Raw genomic sequence first — 15193 nt, forward strand, 5'->3', positions numbered from 1 at the left:
CAGAGCGGGCGGCTTCTCTGAAGCGCCCGCCTGGTGACTAATACTCCGAAGGGATTACCAACGGTAGTGTGCGAACGCCTTGTTGGCTTCTGCCATACGGTGAACGTCTTCACGTTTCTTAACTGCAGTACCTTTGTTTTCTGCAGCATCAGAAAGTTCGTTCGCCAGACGCAGAGCCATGGATTTATCACCGCGTTTACGAGCAGCTTCAACGATCCAACGCATTGCCAGGGCATTACGACGAACCGGACGAACTTCAACTGGAACCTGATAAGTAGAACCACCAACGCGGCGGGACTTAACTTCTACAGTTGGGCGAACGTTGTCGAGAGCGACTTCGAAAGCTTCCAGTTCATTTTTACCAGAACGCTGAGCCAGGGTCTCCAGCGCGCTGTATACGATTGCTTCTGCAGTAGATTTTTTACCATCTACCATCAGGATATTTACAAATTTTGCCAGCAGTTCTGATCCGAACTTCGGATCTGGAAGAATTTTACGCTGACCAATGACGCGACGACGTGGCATGGGAATACTCCGTTGTTAATTCAGGATTGTCCAAAACTCTACGAGTTTAGTTTGACATTAAGATAAATCAGTTTGGCCTTACTTAACGGAGAACCATTAAGCCTTAGGACGCTTCACGCCGTACTTGGAGCGAGCCTGCTTACGGTCTTTAACACCTGAGCAGTCCAGCGCACCACGAACGGTGTGGTAACGAACACCCGGAAGGTCTTTAACACGACCGCCACGGATCAGGATCACGGAGTGCTCCTGCAGGTTGTGACCTTCACCACCGATGTAGGAAGTCACTTCGAAACCGTTAGTCAAACGCACACGGCATACTTTACGCAGTGCGGAGTTTGGTTTTTTAGGAGTGGTGGTATATACACGAGTACATACGCCACGTTTCTGCGGGCAGGCTTCCAGCGCAGGCACGTTGCTTTTTGCAACTTTGCGTGCACGTGGTTTGCGTACCAGCTGGTTAACTGTTGCCATTAAATAGCTCCTGGTTTTAGCTTTTGCTTCGTAAACACGTAATAAAACGACCTCATACAATATGAGGACGCGAAATTTTAGGGCTACGTCGAAAAGGTGTCAAGAAATATACAGCGATCTCAAATCACCAGTTCATTTGACTGGCGTGCGTCACAGTAAGATTGACGAAATCAGTATAGCCAACCACGTCAATTTTGGCTGAAATTTGACCAGAAAGACCCCGCGCATCCAGATCGTCCTTCAGCGCAGAGACAGTTATGGGGGCATTCGTGAGAATTTCAACGAAACGGCCGCCTTCAAGCGCAGCGAGCACGCCATCCTGAATCAGCAGCAGATCGTCACCTTCGCGCAGCATGCTCAACAACGTGTCGATATCACATTGCCATGGTGAATGGCTGAGAATATGGAGCATGGAAGCCTCAGAAAGTCAGAATGGTGTCGTAGTGGGAAAGCTGTTCACGCAGTGCTGCGGCAGGTAAGGTCGTCACATCCAGCACAAAAGGCGTCTTATCGCTTAAACCGCGTACCGTTAGAGAGTCGGCACAGACATAGCAGGTTTCAATATCGTAAAGCGGCAGCACTTTGAAGGTGGAAATGTAGTCGCGTGCCAGAATGGCCTGCGGCTGTTGGCCCGCCAAAAGCTGAAGCACGCCGTCCCCCATAAAGAAGACACCGATATCTTCTGTCAATGCCGATGTCGCAAGCAGCGCATCCAGTCCTTCGCGGCCAGAGGCGCTGCCGTGCGGCGCAGAAGTAAAAACAAATGCCACACGCTTCATCAGAATTGCACCACTCTGTCGCAGGTTAACGCCGCCTGGGCCAATGCGCCCAGACCACTCAACGAAAAACCAGGCTGCAGGTTAGTGCCCGATAACCCCAGGCGTTCGGCTTCGGCTGTATCCGTCACGCCGCGACGCAGCGCCGCCGCTACGCAGATATGCAGCTCTACGCCCTGCTTTTCATTTAACGCCTGCCAGGCGCGGACCAAGTCAAACTCGTCACTCGCCGGTGACGTAAATTGGTTCGCGTTATACACCCCTTCCCGATAGAAGAAGACGCTCGCCAGTTGGTGTCCGGCCGCCAGCAGCGCATGCGCAAACTGCAGCGCGCTGCTGGCCTGCTGAGTCCCATACGCGGGGCCCGTTACCATTAACGCAAAACGCATTACTTATCTTGCCCCACGAAATCGCCGCTTTTGAACTGACGGATGTAGAGGTAAACCGTATGCTTTGAGATGTTCAGACGATCGGCCACCTGGTTGATGGCATCTTTAATATCAAAAATCCCTTTCTCGTAGAGATTGAGAACGATCTGGCGATTCTTGGCGTTGTTCGATACGTTGCGGTCGGCATTGACCTCTTCAATGGTGAACTCAAGCGTCTGCGTCACAAGATCTTCAACGGAGGAGGCAAAGTTAACAGAAGAGCCGACGTCTGGCGTTTCTGGCGGAATAAAGGTGCTCATGATCTGGGAGAAAGGCACATCAAGGTTCATGTTGATGCACAGCAGCCCAATCACACGATGCTCGCGATTTCGAATCGCGATGGTTTCTGATTTCATCAGCACGCCGCTTTTGGCGCGGGTGAAATAACATTTTGAGACGCTGCTGTCCGCGCCGGTCATGTCATGCAACATACGCAATGCAAGGTCGGTAATTGGCGAACCAATTTTACGGCCGGTATGCTCACCATTAGCAATGCGGATGGCGGAACACTTCAGATCTTGCAGGGAGTGCAATACGATTTCGCAGTGGGAACCAATGAGCATCGCTAACCCGTCCACTACCGCTTCATAGGATTTCAAAATATCGAAGTCGGTCTGGTCAAAAGGACGTTGATCCAGCAAATCAAGTTCACTGGTTTCGTTGGTTAAAAGCGACCTGGACATGAAAAAAACACTCCTTTTCAGGAGCCTGTCGTTAGGTTTTCAGGGCAGGCTCATTATCTACACGGACAACTAAATTAATACAGCGTGCCTAACGCTTTCCAGTGTTAATTATATCTGCCCCACAATAAAAAACCGCCGCCTTAAAAGGCGGCGGTTTGCATCACATTACTTCTTCGCGTCTGTCGCAGCTTTCTGATCTGCCTGCGCTTCCGGTTTCGCATCCGCTTTCGGCGCTGGTTTGATGTCCAGCAGCTCTACGTCGAAGACCAGAGTGGAGTTAGCCGGGATACCCGGAACGCCAGTTTTGCCATAGGCCAGATCCGGTGGGATAACCAGCTTGATTTTGCCGCCTTTTTTGATGTTTTTCAGGCCTTCAGTCCAGCCAGGGATCACACCGTCAAGACGGAAGGAAAGAGGCTCACCACGAGTGTAAGAGTTGTCGAACTCTTTACCGTCGATCAGCGTACCTTTGTAGTTCACCACAACGGTGTCGCTGTCTTTAGGCGCATCACCGGTACCTTCTTTCTCAACTTTATACACCAGGCCAGTAGAAGAGGTTTTCACACCCTTCTCTTTAGCAAAGGTATCGCGGTAGGCTTTGCCTTTCGCTTCGTTGTCTTTAGCGTCCGCTTCCATCTTGGTCTGAGCGGCACCCTTCACGCGCGCTTCGAACGCCTGCAGGGTCTGTTCGATTTCCTGGTCAGAGAGCTTGCTCTTATCAGCAAAGGCGTCCTGAACACCCGCGATCAGCTGGGTTTTATCCAGTTTGATGCCCAGTTTCTCTTGTTCTTTCAGAGAGTTTTCCATGTAACGGCCCAAAGATGCGCCCAGTGCGTAGGCGGATTTCTGGTCGTCATTTTTGAACGCCGCTTTGCTGTCTGCAGTGGCAGCAGGCTTCGCAGCAGTATCAGCAGCGAATGACAGCGGCGCGTTCAGTGCAACAGCCATCGTCGTCGCCAGCAGCGTTACTTTAAACAGTGATTTCATCCATATCTCCAGGGCCTGGGGACTCTCACCCCAGCGTTAAACGTAAATGAGTGACGTACTATAAAACGTTGCGGAAGAAATCTACAGACAGACACTTCCAATTCTCGCCACTTTTCAGACTATTTTTGTTTAAATAAGTTTCTTGCCAACGGTATAGAGACTGTACTTAAGGATAAACTCAGTTAAACTGCGCCGCCGCTGGGCCAATATGGCATATCAGATATAAACGAGGTGAATGATGAAGGATACAACGATAGAAGCGAGAATGGCTGAGCTGGAAAGCCGCCTGGCTTTTCAGGACATCACCATCGAAGAGCTTAACCAGACCGTGACCGCGCACGAACTTGAAATGGCGAAACTGCGGGATCATATGCGCCTGCTGACGGAAAAGCTGAAGGCGACGCAGCCGTCAAACATTGCCTCGCAGTCAGAAGAGACGCCACCACCTCATTATTGATGCGTAAAAAAAGCGGGATTATCCCGCTTTTTTATTTTCCGCATGACGGAATTAGTGGCAACCGCAGCCGCCGTTACCGCAACCACCTTTACCATGGTCATGACCATGGTCGTGGCCGTGACCACCGCAGCAGCCGTCGTGGCCGTGATCGTGATCGTGGTCGTGACCGTGCGCACCGTGAACGTGGCCATGAGCCAGCTCTTCTTCGGTCGCTTCACGGATCGCAACAACTTCTACGTTGAACTTCAGGTTCTGGCCAGCCAGCATGTGGTTGCCGTCAACCACAACGTGGTCGTCTTCAACTTCAGTGATTTCAACAGGAACCGGACCCTGGTCAGTTTCAGCCAGGAAGCGCATGCCAACCTGCAGCTCGTCAACGCCCATGAACACGTCTTTAGGAACGCGCTGAACCAGGTTGTCGTCATACTGACCGTAAGCGTCGTTCGCGCCTACAGCAACGTCAAATTTGTCGCCAACTTCATGACCTTCCAGCGCAGTTTCCAGGCCGGAAATCAGGGAACCGTGACCATGCAGGTAGTCCAGCGGCGCACTCACCGGAGACTCATCAACCAACACACCGTCTTCTGTACGTACCTGATAGGCCAGGCTGACCACCAGGTCTTTTGCTACTTTCATGATATCTCCTGAGCGTGGGAAAATTGCTGGCGCAGATTGTAGCGGAAATCTGCACCCGTGTACCCTTAAGCTTAAAAAAACTCAGAGCATATCGCTAGTCTGGATGAAAAATGCCGATCATTTGCTCTTCTTTGCGAACGTGATCGCGTGCTTCTTTGTCGGCCTCACGCATCTGGTGACCGCACTTAACACACTCAACAACATCAATATTATTTTCCCGCCACATCGCCAGGGTATCTTGCGCCTGGCAGGATGGGCACTTTGCACCCGCGATAAAGCGTTTACGTACAGCCATCTTTCGTTCCCCTTTATTCAAATTCATCCCAGCCGTCGAGCTGGCGTCGTTCCTGCTGCATCTCTCTCTGGAAGATCTCCTCCAGCTCGCGACGCGCTTCCCGCACGCGTGAGATCTGCGCCGTATCGGTATGTACCGGCATCAGCTCACGCAGCATTCTCATATCCAGCCGGCGGAAATGCATCTGGGCGCGCTGCGCCTGGTGAGGATGCATCCCCAGGGAAATTAACGCCTTGCGCCCCAGTTCCAGCGCACTGGAGAACGTCTCGCGTGAGAAGTGTTTCACACCCGCCTGCAACAATTCGTGAGCTTCAACACGTCCCCGGGCACGCGCCAGAATATGCAGATGCGGAAAGTGCTGCTGACACAGTTCCACCAGCTTCATCGTATCTTCCGGATCGTTGCAGGTGATGACGATAGACTCTGCGGCTTCCGCCCCGGCCGAGCGCAGAAGCTCAAGTTGGGTCGCATCGCCGTAATAGACCTTATAGCCATATTTACGCATCAGGTTAACCGCGCTGATATCGCGCTCCAGCACCGTAATACGCATTTTGTTCGCCATCAACAGGCGGCCAATCACCTGCCCGAAGCGGCCAAAGCCCACGACAATAACCTGCGGCTTATCGTCTTCCACCCACGGCGCTTCATCTTCATCGTCTGCCGGATTCAGGCGCCGCGACAGGAGTTTATCCACCATCTTCATCAGCAGCGGCGTGGTCATCATCGACAGTGTCACCGTTACCAGCAGCAGCGCCATCTGGTCGTCTTTAAACAGCTTCTGTGAGGAGGCGGTAGAAAACAGCACGAACGCGAACTCGCCTCCCTGACTCAACACGCTGGCAAACTGCATGCGTTCTGAACTGCGCAGGCCGTAGATACGCGCCATGACGTACAGTACCAGCGTCTTCACCGCCACCAGAATGGCGACGCTAACAATGACCCACAACAGATGGGTATAGAGCACGCCAAGATTGAGCGCCATTCCCACAGAAATAAAGAACAGGCCTAACAGCAGTCCTTTAAAGGGATCGATGGCAATTTCCAGTTCGTGACGATATTCGCTCTCCGCAAGCAGCACCCCGGCGATAAAGGTACCCAGCGCCATCGACAGCCCCAGCGCGTCCATAAACAGCGCCGAGCCGAGCACCAGCAGCAGCGTCGCCGCGGTAAATACCTCGCGCACGCCCGAGGCAGCAATAAAGCGGAACACCGGACGTAACAGGAAACGTCCGCCAATCAGCATGCCCGCGAAGGCCAGCACCTTCATGGAAATTTTTGCCCAGTCGAAGTGATCGTCACCCGAGCCCGCCAGCAGCGGCACCAGCGCCAGCGCCGGGATCACCGCTAAATCCTGAAACAGCAGGACCGAAAAGCCCAGCTGTCCGGCTTCATTGCGGTTCATTCCCTTGTCGCGCATCAGCTGCAGCGCCATCGCCGTCGACGACATGGCAAGGCCTATCCCGCCGATGACCGCCGCCTGCCAGGAAAAATGGGTCAACATGAGCAAGCCAGCCAGAATCGCGGCGCTGAAAAGCACCTGCGCGGCGCCCACGCCAAAGATAGAGCGTCGAAGCTGCCACAGCTTCGAGGGGTTCAGTTCGAGGCCGATGATGAACATCAGGAACACCACGCCGAGCTCCGAGAAATGGAGTATTTCATCCACGTCGCTGATGAAACCCAGCCCCCAGGGGCCAATGGCGATCCCCGCGAGCAAATACCCCAGCACCGCCCCGATGCCGATACGAGCGGCAAGCGGCACCGCGACAACGGCCGCAAATAAAAACAGCACCCCGGCGAGGAGCAAATTCGATCCTTCCATTAACGACCTCCTGCCGGAATCGGTGATGCCAGCCATTCGCCGTAGGCTCTGGCGTGGCTTGCCAGTTCTTTCGGATCCTGACGCCGTGCCCAGTAGACAATAATCGGACTCATCCAGTGCATGCGGCACATGGCCGCAGTCAGCTCGAAAGGCCGCAGGATATCGCTCATCGGATAGCGGTTCAGCCCGTCGTGACGGTAAGCGCTTTCGGGTTCACCGGTGGTGATCACACTGCGCCAGTACTTTCCCGCCAGTTGGTTGCCCCCCACCCCGCTGGAGAAACCCCGGCTCAGCACGCGGTCCAGCCACTCTTTCAGCAGCGCCGGGCAGCTATAGGTATAAAGCGGATGCTGGAACACGATCACGTCATGCTGACGCAGCAGTTCCTGCTCGTAAGGAATATCAATAAAGAAATCAGGATAGTGCGCGTAGAGATCGTGCACCGTTACGTTACTGAGCTGTGTGGCCGGCTTAAGCAGCACCCGGTTTGCCACCGAGTCCTGAGATTCCGGATGGGCATACAGCAGCAGCACTTTTGCTGTCTGAGACATCATTCCCCTCCCGGTCTTGTTTCTGTTTTTGTGTATCGTCGTTGTTTTGGGCTACCATGGCGGCCCGGTGCGGAAAACGGCCCACACCTTACATTATCATAATGACAAATTAACATAGTCGGAACATACGGCGCTTCTATGATTGTTTTCTCCTCGTTACAAATTCGTCGCGGCGTGCGCGTCCTGCTGGATAACGCCACTGCTACCATCAACCCGGGCCAGAAAGTGGGTCTGGTCGGCAAAAACGGCTGCGGTAAATCCACCCTGCTGGCGCTGCTGAAAAACGAGATTAGCGCAGATGGCGGAAGCTTTACTTATCCGGGAAACTGGCAGCTCGCCTGGGTGAACCAGGAGACGCCCGCCCTGAGCGAACCGGCGCTCGACTATGTTATCGACGGCGACCGTGAATACCGTAAGCTCGAAGCGGAACTCAACGCCGCGAACGAGCGCAACGACGGTCACGCCATCGCTACCGTTCACGGCAAGCTGGACGCCATTGACGCATGGACAATTCGCTCCCGCGCCTCCAGCCTGCTGCACGGACTGGGCTTCAGCAACGAACAGCTTGAACGTCCGGTCAGCGATTTCTCCGGCGGCTGGCGCATGCGCCTCAACCTGGCGCAGGCGCTGATCTGCCGCTCTGACCTGCTGCTGCTCGATGAACCCACTAACCACCTCGATCTCGATGCGGTTATTTGGCTGGAGAAGTGGCTCAAGAGCTATCAGGGCACTCTGATTCTCATCTCCCATGACCGCGACTTCCTTGACCCGGTGGTGGATAAAATCATTCATATCGAACAGCAAACGATGTTCGAGTACACCGGCAACTACAGCTCCTTTGAGCGCCAGCGCGCGACGCGCCTTGCCCAGCAGCAGTCAATGTATGAAAGCCAGCAGCAGCGCGTGGCGCATCTGCAGAGCTTTGTGGATCGCTTCAAGGCCAAAGCCTCAAAAGCCAAGCAGGCCCAGAGCCGCATCAAGATGCTGGAACGCATGGAAATGATTGCCCCGGCACACGTGGATAACCCGTTCCACTTCAGCTTCCGCGCGCCGGAAAGCCTGCCTAATCCGCTGCTGAAGATGGAAAAGGTCAGCGCGGGCTATGGGGAGCGCACCATCCTCGACTCCATCAAGCTCAACCTGGTGCCGGGTTCGCGCATTGGCCTGCTGGGGCGTAATGGCGCAGGTAAATCAACGCTCATCAAACTGCTGGCCGGCGAGCTTAACCCGGTCAGCGGTGAAATCGGGCTGGCGAAGGGCATCAAGCTGGGCTACTTCGCCCAGCATCAGCTGGAATTTTTACGCGCGGATGAATCCCCGATTCAGCACCTCGCGCGTCTGGCGCCGCAGGAGATGGAGCAGAAGCTGCGCGATTACCTCGGCGGCTTCGGTTTCCAGGGCGATAAGGTGACCGAAAACACCGAGCGTTTCTCCGGCGGCGAAAAAGCCCGTCTGGTGCTGGCGCTGATCGTCTGGCAGCGGCCCAACCTGCTGCTGCTCGATGAACCGACCAACCACCTGGATCTCGACATGCGCCAGGCCCTGACCGAAGCGCTGATCGAGTTCGAAGGCGCGCTGGTTGTGGTTTCGCACGACCGTCACCTGATCCGCTCCACCACGGACGATCTTTATCTGGTACACGGCGGCAAAGTCGAACCGTTCGACGGCGATCTGGAAGACTACCAGCAGTGGCTGACGGACGTGCAGAAGCAGGAAAACCAGCCGGAAGAGTCAGCCAAAGACAACGCCAACAGCGCGCAGTCGCGTAAAGACCAAAAGCGCCGCGAAGCGGAGCTGCGCACCCAGACCCAGCCGCTGCGTAAAGAGATTGCCCGTCTCGAAAAAGAGATGGAAAAGCTCAACGCCACGCTTGCCACCGTTGAAGAGAAGCTCGGCGACAGCGGTCTGTATGACCAGAGCCGAAAAGCTGAACTGACGGACTGCCTGCAAACGCAGGCGAAGACTAAATCGAGCCTCGAAGCGTGCGAGATGGCGTGGCTGGACGCGCAGGAACAGCTGGAAGCGATGCTGCAGGCAGATTAAACCATCGGGAGGGTTATGCGTTTCGATACCACGTGCGACATTACATTCCGTAAGCTCAGCATCTTCATGACCTTCATGGAGAAGGGGAACATCGCGCGGACCGCCGAAACGCTGGGCCTGAGCGGCGTCAGCGTACACCGCGCGCTGCACACCCTGGAAGAGAACGTGCGCTGCCCCCTCTTTACCCATAAGGGGCGTAACCTGATTGCACTCCCCTCCGCCTGGACGCTGCTGGAGTATTGTCAGGAGGTGATGCAGGTGATGGAGCGCGGGCTGGAAGAGTCCCGCAAAATTGCCGGTGTTGGTCAGGGGCGGCTGCGCGTGGGCACGCTCTACTCGCTGACGCTGGAAACCGTGCCGCGTCTTATTATGGGTATGAAGCTGCGCCGTCCCGATCTCGAAATGGATCTGACGATGGGCTCCAACGACACCCTGCTACACATGCTGGACGAAGGCTCGCTGGACGCGATTCTTATCTCCATTTCCGAAAGCGACATCGACCGTAACAGCCTCGAAGTGCTGCCGCTATTCCATGACGACATCTTCCTTGCTGCACCGGCTTCCGCCACGCTGAATACCCGCGGCCCCGCGGATCTGCGTGATTACAAAGACCAGAAATTTGTCGCTCTTGCAGAAGGGTTCGCCACGTATGCAGGGTTTCAGGAAGCGTTTCATATCGCCGGGTTCGAACCGGAGATTGTTACCCGGGTGAATGACATTTTCTCGATGCTGAGCCTGGTGCAGGCTGGCGTTGGTTTTACGCTGATGCCGGGCAGGATGAAGAAGGTGTACGAGAATTCCGTGCAACTCCTCAAGCTGGCGGAGCCGTACCAGATGCAGCAGCTGATCGCGATTGTCTTTGCCCGCAACCGTGAGCATGATCCGAGCCTGCGGGCATTGGCCGCCGAGGGGCGGATGTATGCGCGCAGCTTGCAGGAAAGTGTCTGATATATTGCCCGGTGGCGGCTGCGCCTTACCGGGCTAAAAACTCACGCACGAAGTCGCTTCGCCAGATGCACCGCCACGTCCACCCCGCTGCGCTCCAGCGAAATGGTCTCTCCTTCCCACGCAGCCTGCCGCGTCAGGCAGGTCAGTACGCCGCCGGGCGGCATTTCAATCGCCAGTCGGGCTTCACGTTCGTTAGCGGAAATCACCGCCTCCTGCCAGCGCACGGTTCGCGCCATGTTCATCGCCAGATCGTCAGCGATTTTTTCCGGCTGCCAGAGCACGCGGCCGGTACTGCCGCTCAGGTAGGCGCAGCGTGGACGAGCCAGCGTGACGGACTCAAACGCCGCCGCCAGCTTTTGTGCCGGTTCCGACAGCAGTTCACAGTGGGACGGCACGCTTACCGCCAGCCGTCTGGCCTTACTCGCCCCTTTTGCCAGCGCGCGTGCCGCCACCTGCGCCATCCCGTCATCGCTTCCGGCGATCACGATCTGCGTTTCAGCGTTCAGGTTGGCAATGTAGGTTCCGGTGCCTTCAATCAGCGTTTCCACCTGCGGCAGGGTTAAGCCCATGATTGCCGTCAGGCCGTAGCCGTGCGGGTAAGCCTGCTCCATCAGATCACCGCGCAGCGCCACCAGCTTCAGCGCGTCCGAAAAGTCCAGCGCGCCTGCGATAACCGCCGCCGGATAAGCGCCGATGGACAGCCCGCTGACGATATCCGGCGTCACGCCACGGCGCTCCAGCTCGCGCCCCCAGGCCACACCGGCAATCAGCAGCGAAAGCTGAACCGCGCGGGTATGGGTTAACGCGTCTGCGCCGTCCAGCGTATCCACTTCGGCGCCAAGCATCTCTCGCGCCTGTTCCAGCTCCGCTCCCGGCAGTTTTTGCAGCATCCCTTCATGCTGCGTGCCCTGTCCCGGAAAGGTAAACAATATTTTCATCACTCCTCCCTGCGCCACGGATCCGCCACCAGGCGCGGTCCGCGGCGAGTTTTCAGCAGCGTTTTTCCGTCGCGCAACCACTCCGCCAGCGCGAAGCCTCCTTCGGGCGTATCGACCTGCGTATCCGCCCGGCACAATGCACGGCTCAGCTGCGACTGCCATGCGGTAAAAGCATCAGGGGAAATCGGCTGCGGCGCGCGGATCAGCAGATCAAGATCGCTGTCGGCATGTATAACCGGAATGCCGGTCGCCAGCGCGTAGCCGGTGCTGCCGGTAATACCCCACGTCCACGGCCATGCCTGCTGAGCAAGCTGCAGCGCCACCTGAACCGGCTGCTGGGTGACAAACGGCGAACGCAGCAGATCGGCGGTGGCGCACAGATCTTCAGGCGATATCACGCGCAGCACGTTTTCCGGCTTCACCCATCCGGCCGCACGCTGGTCGCGACGCAGACCGCGCACGCCAACGGGAATGCGGCCTTCACTATCAACATCACGCCGCACCACTACCGGCAGGCCAGTATGCCAGGCCGCCTCCACCCAGGATTCGGTGATGCCTTCCAGCGCGTCGCGCGCGGTAAGCCAGATGAGGTCGTGCGGGCGTAATGTTGTGGTCATGATTACATTCCTGAAGTCAGCGAGATAAACAGCGGCAGCGACAGGATACACAGTACAGAGCTTAACAGCAGCACGGCCTCAGCATCCGGCGACTGCACGCCAAAGCGGTTACCGAACACTACGCCGAAGAAGCCCGCGGAGAGCGCAATCATCAGGATAGCGGTGATCGCCACGGAGCCGTGCAGACCGAAGATAAGCACAATACCCCAGGCAATCGCTGGCTGAATCAGCAGCTTGGCGATGGTGGAGGTTATCACCATGGTGTTGATCTGCAGCTTGCGGGCAGAAAGGATCACCCCGGTCAGGAACAGCGCGGCAGCGGTGGCGGACAGCCCCAGCGGTTTAATCGCCGCAAGCACCAGTTCCGGCATTTTGATGCCGATGGCGGAGAGAATTACACCCAGCAGCGGGCCCATCACAATCGGTTTCTTAATAGAGCGCCACATCAGTACCGGCAGCATGGAGAGCGTTGAGCCGGAATTATTCCCCTCGGCGCGCGCTTTCTCACGCTCCAGGATCAGCAGGCAGAACGGGGTCATCAGCACTGAGCCGCAGGCAATAGAGACCGCGACGGACAGAGACGTAGAAGATCCTTCACCCAGCACGCTGCCCAGAATCGGCAGACCAAGCGCTGCGTAGTTCGGTAAGGCTACCGTCAGGGTCAGCACGGCTGCGTCCTGCGGGGATTTCTTAAAGACGTTGGTAGCGAGGAAGTAGATGGCCGCATAGGTAATCCACATCGCCAGGGTGAGCACCAGGATCAGCGGCGACTGTGCCACGATGCCGGTCCACGGGGTTTGCACGGTGGCGCTGAATAGCGCGGCAGGCAGTGCAAAATCCATCACGAAGATATTCAGCAGGGAAACATTTTTGTTATCGACCATCTTTGCCTTACCGGCCCAGAATCCCAGCAGCATGATGACGAAAATCGGTGCAAGAGCATGAACAATTACGTAAGTCATAAATCACCTGTAGTAAAAAAGTTTAAGCACTGGCGCGATGTTTATTATTTTCAGGATGCAGGCTCCCACGCGGGCGCAGCGTGTGCGCCCACGGAGTTTGCATCTCTGGCAGGTCTTATTTTTACTTACCAGCTGGCTCGCATACGTTCGCGTACGAGCGCCGAGCTGCGGCGGTTGTCAGCCCCCAGACGATTTTTCAGCGTCGCGTCCTGACGAGCATCGCTGATGGCCTGTTGCAGGGTGGATTTCACCTGAGCAAGATCGTTATCGGACGGGGCATCCGGGTTGCTGATGTCCAGCAGGCTGGAGAGCAGCCCCAGCGTCGCGTAGTTGCTGATGTCGTAGGCCATTGGCGGAATGGTCGCCGCCAGTTTTTCCAGCGCCTCGACGGTACGCAGGGTGATACGCGCCGCAGACTCTTTGCCCATCGCGTGGATCAGCACGCCCTTGTCGTTGAAGGCGATCAGACGGTTGGCCTGGTAGCCGTGAGCCAGGAACGCGCCGGACATCGCCTTGCCGACGATCAGGCCAATCACCGGGTGACCAGCCAGGCGCGCGTTAGCATACGCAGCAGCGGCTCCCGCCAGCGCCTGATGAATACCAAACGCCTCTTCGCGACGGCCATAGGCCTGGCTTGGGACGTCAATCACCGCCACTATCGGGCGCTTCACGGCCTTATCGGCATCCGCCGCGACGGTTTCGCTGACCACTTTTGCCAGCGTCCAGCCTTCCAGCAGACCCACTTCGCCTTTCGCCGCCCGCGGGAAGTGGTTGTTGGCATCCGGCACCACGGCCACAAAGCGCACCGCCTCACCGTTCAGCTCGCCGTCTGCCGCCTGTACGGACGGGCAGAGCCCTTCGATACGTTTGGCGTTCGGGGCGAGGGTTTCCAGCCAGAGCTCGCCACGGCTTTTTGAATTACTCATCATTTCACCTCCCGGGCAAAAAGCGCGTTAATCTGTTCGGCATCGGCCTGTTTGCGGGTGTCGAAATTGGTCAGACGGTTCAGGTAATCGTCGTAGTTATCGGTGCGGTGTTTCGCCGGGACGCCTTTGGCAATCGCCTCGTTCATCGCGGCTTTCACCACGTTTACGCCGTCGCCCACCAGGGCATCCACCAGCCTGCTTTGATAGCGCACTTCGCCGCCGGTCATGCTCCAGATAAACGGACGGTCGCGGGAGTCGTACTCTTCAATGCCCGCTTCCTGCTCGATAACCTGCGGACCGTTCAGACCGAGACGTGCTTCGCGGGTCACAATCAGGTAGCTGCACAGCGCCGCCGCGATGGACATGCCGCCGAAGCAGCCCACGGTCCCGGCCACAATCCCGATAACGGGCGTGTAGCGACGCAGGTCTACAATCGCCGCGTGGATATCGGCAATCGCCGCCAGGCCGAGATTAGCCTCCTGCAGACGCACGCCGCCGGTTTCGAGGCACAGCACTGCCTGAGTCGGAATGCCGTTGCGGTTATCTTCCGCCGCCAGCTCCAGCGCCGCCGCCATTTTGGCTCCGGACACTTCGCCCATGCTGCCGCCCTGGAACGCGCCTTCAATCGCGACCACGACCGCAGGCTGACCGTTGATGGTGCCTTTCGCCACCACCATGCCGTCATCGGCCTGCGGGACAATGCCCTGTGGCCCAAGCCACGGGGAGATAATGCCTTCAAACGGATCCAGCAGTTCGCGGTAGCTGCCGTCATCCAGCAGGGCTTGCGCGCGCTGGCGCGCTTTTAGTTCGATAAAGCTGCTGTCATCACGCATGGCTCACCCCCTCAAAAACCTGTTCGATGCGAATGCGGGCTACGCCCGGCGTCGCGCCGAAGTCGTGGATGGTCAGTTTGCCTGCAGGCAGGCTGCTGACGGTGTGCAGGCGGTTGAACAGCGCCTCCCAGCGGCCACGGCTGTTGTCGACGGAGGTGGTGATATCAACGATTAAGGTCTGGCCCGGTTCGGCGGTGAAGAGCACCTCCATATCCCCGGAGCCGACGACGCCTGCCAGCGCCCTGCCGCTTAACGCGCGGCTGGCGGGCATGGTCAATGTAATTTTTTCCATAACATC

20 protein-coding genes are annotated in these 15193 nt (G+C 56.9%); 3 read left to right on the forward strand and 17 right to left on the reverse strand.

Annotated features, from left to right (window positions below; all coding sequences use genetic code 11):
- Positions 1–54: 54 nt before the first annotated feature.
- The 7 genes from rpsG to fkpA all read right to left on the reverse strand — a co-directional run bounded on the left by rpsG (position 55) and on the right by fkpA (position 3870).
- Positions 55–525, reverse strand: coding sequence for a 30S ribosomal protein S7 (gene rpsG, locus HBM95_20925; GenBank protein ID NIH45369.1), 471 nt, complete (start codon positions 523–525; stop codon positions 55–57).
- Between the two features lie 96 nt (positions 526–621).
- A complete protein-coding gene (rpsL, locus tag HBM95_20930) occupies positions 622–996 on the reverse strand; it encodes a 30S ribosomal protein S12 (protein NIH45370.1) in 375 nt (124 codons plus the stop codon).
- A 124-nt stretch (positions 997–1120) separates the two neighbouring features.
- Complete coding sequence (gene tusB / locus HBM95_20935) at positions 1121–1408, reverse strand: sulfurtransferase complex subunit TusB (protein NIH45371.1); 288 nt, start codon at positions 1406–1408, stop codon at positions 1121–1123.
- Positions 1409–1415: 7 nt separating this feature from the next.
- Positions 1416–1775, reverse strand: a complete 360-nt coding sequence (tusC, locus tag HBM95_20940) for a sulfurtransferase complex subunit TusC (GenBank protein NIH45372.1) — start codon at positions 1773–1775, stop codon at positions 1416–1418.
- Positions 1775–2161 carry a sulfurtransferase complex subunit TusD gene (gene tusD / locus HBM95_20945; protein ID NIH45373.1) on the reverse strand — a complete coding sequence of 129 codons (387 nt, stop codon included), beginning with the start codon at positions 2159–2161 and terminating at the stop codon, positions 1775–1777. Before tusD ends, tusC begins: the two co-directional genes overlap by 1 nt.
- Positions 2161–2883 carry a transcriptional regulator gene (locus HBM95_20950; GenBank protein NIH45374.1) on the reverse strand — a complete coding sequence of 241 codons (723 nt, stop codon included), beginning with the start codon at positions 2881–2883 and terminating at the stop codon, positions 2161–2163. Before HBM95_20950 ends, tusD begins: the two co-directional genes overlap by 1 nt.
- 165 nt (positions 2884–3048) lie before the next feature.
- Complete coding sequence (gene fkpA, locus HBM95_20955) at positions 3049–3870, reverse strand: FKBP-type peptidyl-prolyl cis-trans isomerase (GenBank protein ID NIH45375.1); 822 nt, start codon at positions 3868–3870, stop codon at positions 3049–3051.
- 238 nt (positions 3871–4108) lie between these two features.
- Between fkpA and HBM95_20960 the strand changes: the two genes are divergently transcribed.
- Positions 4109–4327, forward strand: coding sequence for a lysis protein (locus HBM95_20960; protein NIH45376.1), 219 nt, complete (start codon positions 4109–4111; stop codon positions 4325–4327).
- A 51-nt stretch (positions 4328–4378) separates the two neighbouring features.
- Here the strand turns inward: HBM95_20960 and slyD are convergent, their stop codons facing one another.
- The 4 genes from slyD to kefG form a co-directional block, all read right to left on the reverse strand.
- Positions 4379–4963: a peptidylprolyl isomerase gene (gene slyD / locus HBM95_20965; protein ID NIH45377.1), complete on the reverse strand. Its 585-nt coding sequence runs from the start codon at positions 4961–4963 to the stop codon at positions 4379–4381.
- Positions 4964–5057: 94 nt separating this feature from the next.
- The gene (locus tag HBM95_20970; GenBank protein ID NIH45378.1) at positions 5058–5258 is read right to left on the reverse strand and encodes a YheV family putative metal-binding protein; all 201 of its coding nucleotides are present in this window, start codon (positions 5256–5258) and stop codon (positions 5058–5060) included.
- Between the two features lie 13 nt (positions 5259–5271).
- Positions 5272–7077 (reverse strand): glutathione-regulated potassium-efflux system protein KefB, encoded by a 1806-nt coding sequence (gene kefB / locus HBM95_20975; GenBank protein NIH45379.1) that lies wholly within the window; start codon positions 7075–7077, stop codon positions 5272–5274.
- Positions 7077–7631 (reverse strand): glutathione-regulated potassium-efflux system ancillary protein KefG, encoded by a 555-nt coding sequence (kefG, locus tag HBM95_20980; GenBank protein ID NIH45380.1) that lies wholly within the window; start codon positions 7629–7631, stop codon positions 7077–7079. The genes kefB and kefG overlap by 1 nt, the downstream gene beginning before the upstream one ends.
- Before the next feature lie 135 nt (positions 7632–7766).
- Between kefG and HBM95_20985 the strand changes: the two genes are divergently transcribed.
- Positions 7767–9671, forward strand: a complete 1905-nt coding sequence (locus tag HBM95_20985) for an ABC transporter ATP-binding protein (GenBank protein NIH45381.1) — start codon at positions 7767–7769, stop codon at positions 9669–9671.
- A 15-nt stretch (positions 9672–9686) separates the two neighbouring features.
- Positions 9687–10619 (forward strand): LysR family transcriptional regulator, encoded by a 933-nt coding sequence (locus tag HBM95_20990; GenBank protein ID NIH45382.1) that lies wholly within the window; start codon positions 9687–9689, stop codon positions 10617–10619.
- A 41-nt stretch (positions 10620–10660) separates the two neighbouring features.
- On the opposite strand, the gene mdcH is transcribed toward HBM95_20990, so the two are convergent.
- The 6 genes from mdcH to mdcC all read right to left on the reverse strand — a co-directional run bounded on the left by mdcH (position 10661) and on the right by mdcC (position 15187).
- Complete coding sequence (gene mdcH, locus HBM95_20995) at positions 10661–11557, reverse strand: malonate decarboxylase subunit epsilon (protein NIH45383.1); 897 nt, start codon at positions 11555–11557, stop codon at positions 10661–10663.
- A complete protein-coding gene (locus tag HBM95_21000; GenBank protein ID NIH45384.1) occupies positions 11557–12174 on the reverse strand; it encodes a malonate decarboxylase holo-ACP synthase in 618 nt (205 codons plus the stop codon). Before HBM95_21000 ends, mdcH begins: the two co-directional genes overlap by 1 nt.
- A gap of 2 nt (positions 12175–12176) precedes the next feature.
- Entirely contained in the window at positions 12177–13136 is a 960-nt protein-coding gene (locus tag HBM95_21005; protein NIH45385.1) for an AEC family transporter, read from the reverse strand.
- A 125-nt stretch (positions 13137–13261) separates the two neighbouring features.
- Entirely contained in the window at positions 13262–14062 is an 801-nt protein-coding gene (gene mdcE / locus HBM95_21010; GenBank protein ID NIH45386.1) for a biotin-independent malonate decarboxylase subunit gamma, read from the reverse strand.
- Positions 14062–14895: a biotin-independent malonate decarboxylase subunit beta gene (locus HBM95_21015; GenBank protein ID NIH45387.1), complete on the reverse strand. Its 834-nt coding sequence runs from the start codon at positions 14893–14895 to the stop codon at positions 14062–14064. Before HBM95_21015 ends, mdcE begins: the two co-directional genes overlap by 1 nt.
- The gene (gene mdcC, locus HBM95_21020) at positions 14888–15187 is read right to left on the reverse strand and encodes a malonate decarboxylase acyl carrier protein (GenBank protein ID NIH45388.1); all 300 of its coding nucleotides are present in this window, start codon (positions 15185–15187) and stop codon (positions 14888–14890) included. Before mdcC ends, HBM95_21015 begins: the two co-directional genes overlap by 8 nt.
- Positions 15188–15193: the final 6 nt, after the last annotated feature.

The organism is Enterobacter asburiae, assembly GCA_011754535.1.
Lineage (GTDB): Bacteria > Pseudomonadota > Gammaproteobacteria > Enterobacterales > Enterobacteriaceae > Enterobacter > Enterobacter cloacae_N.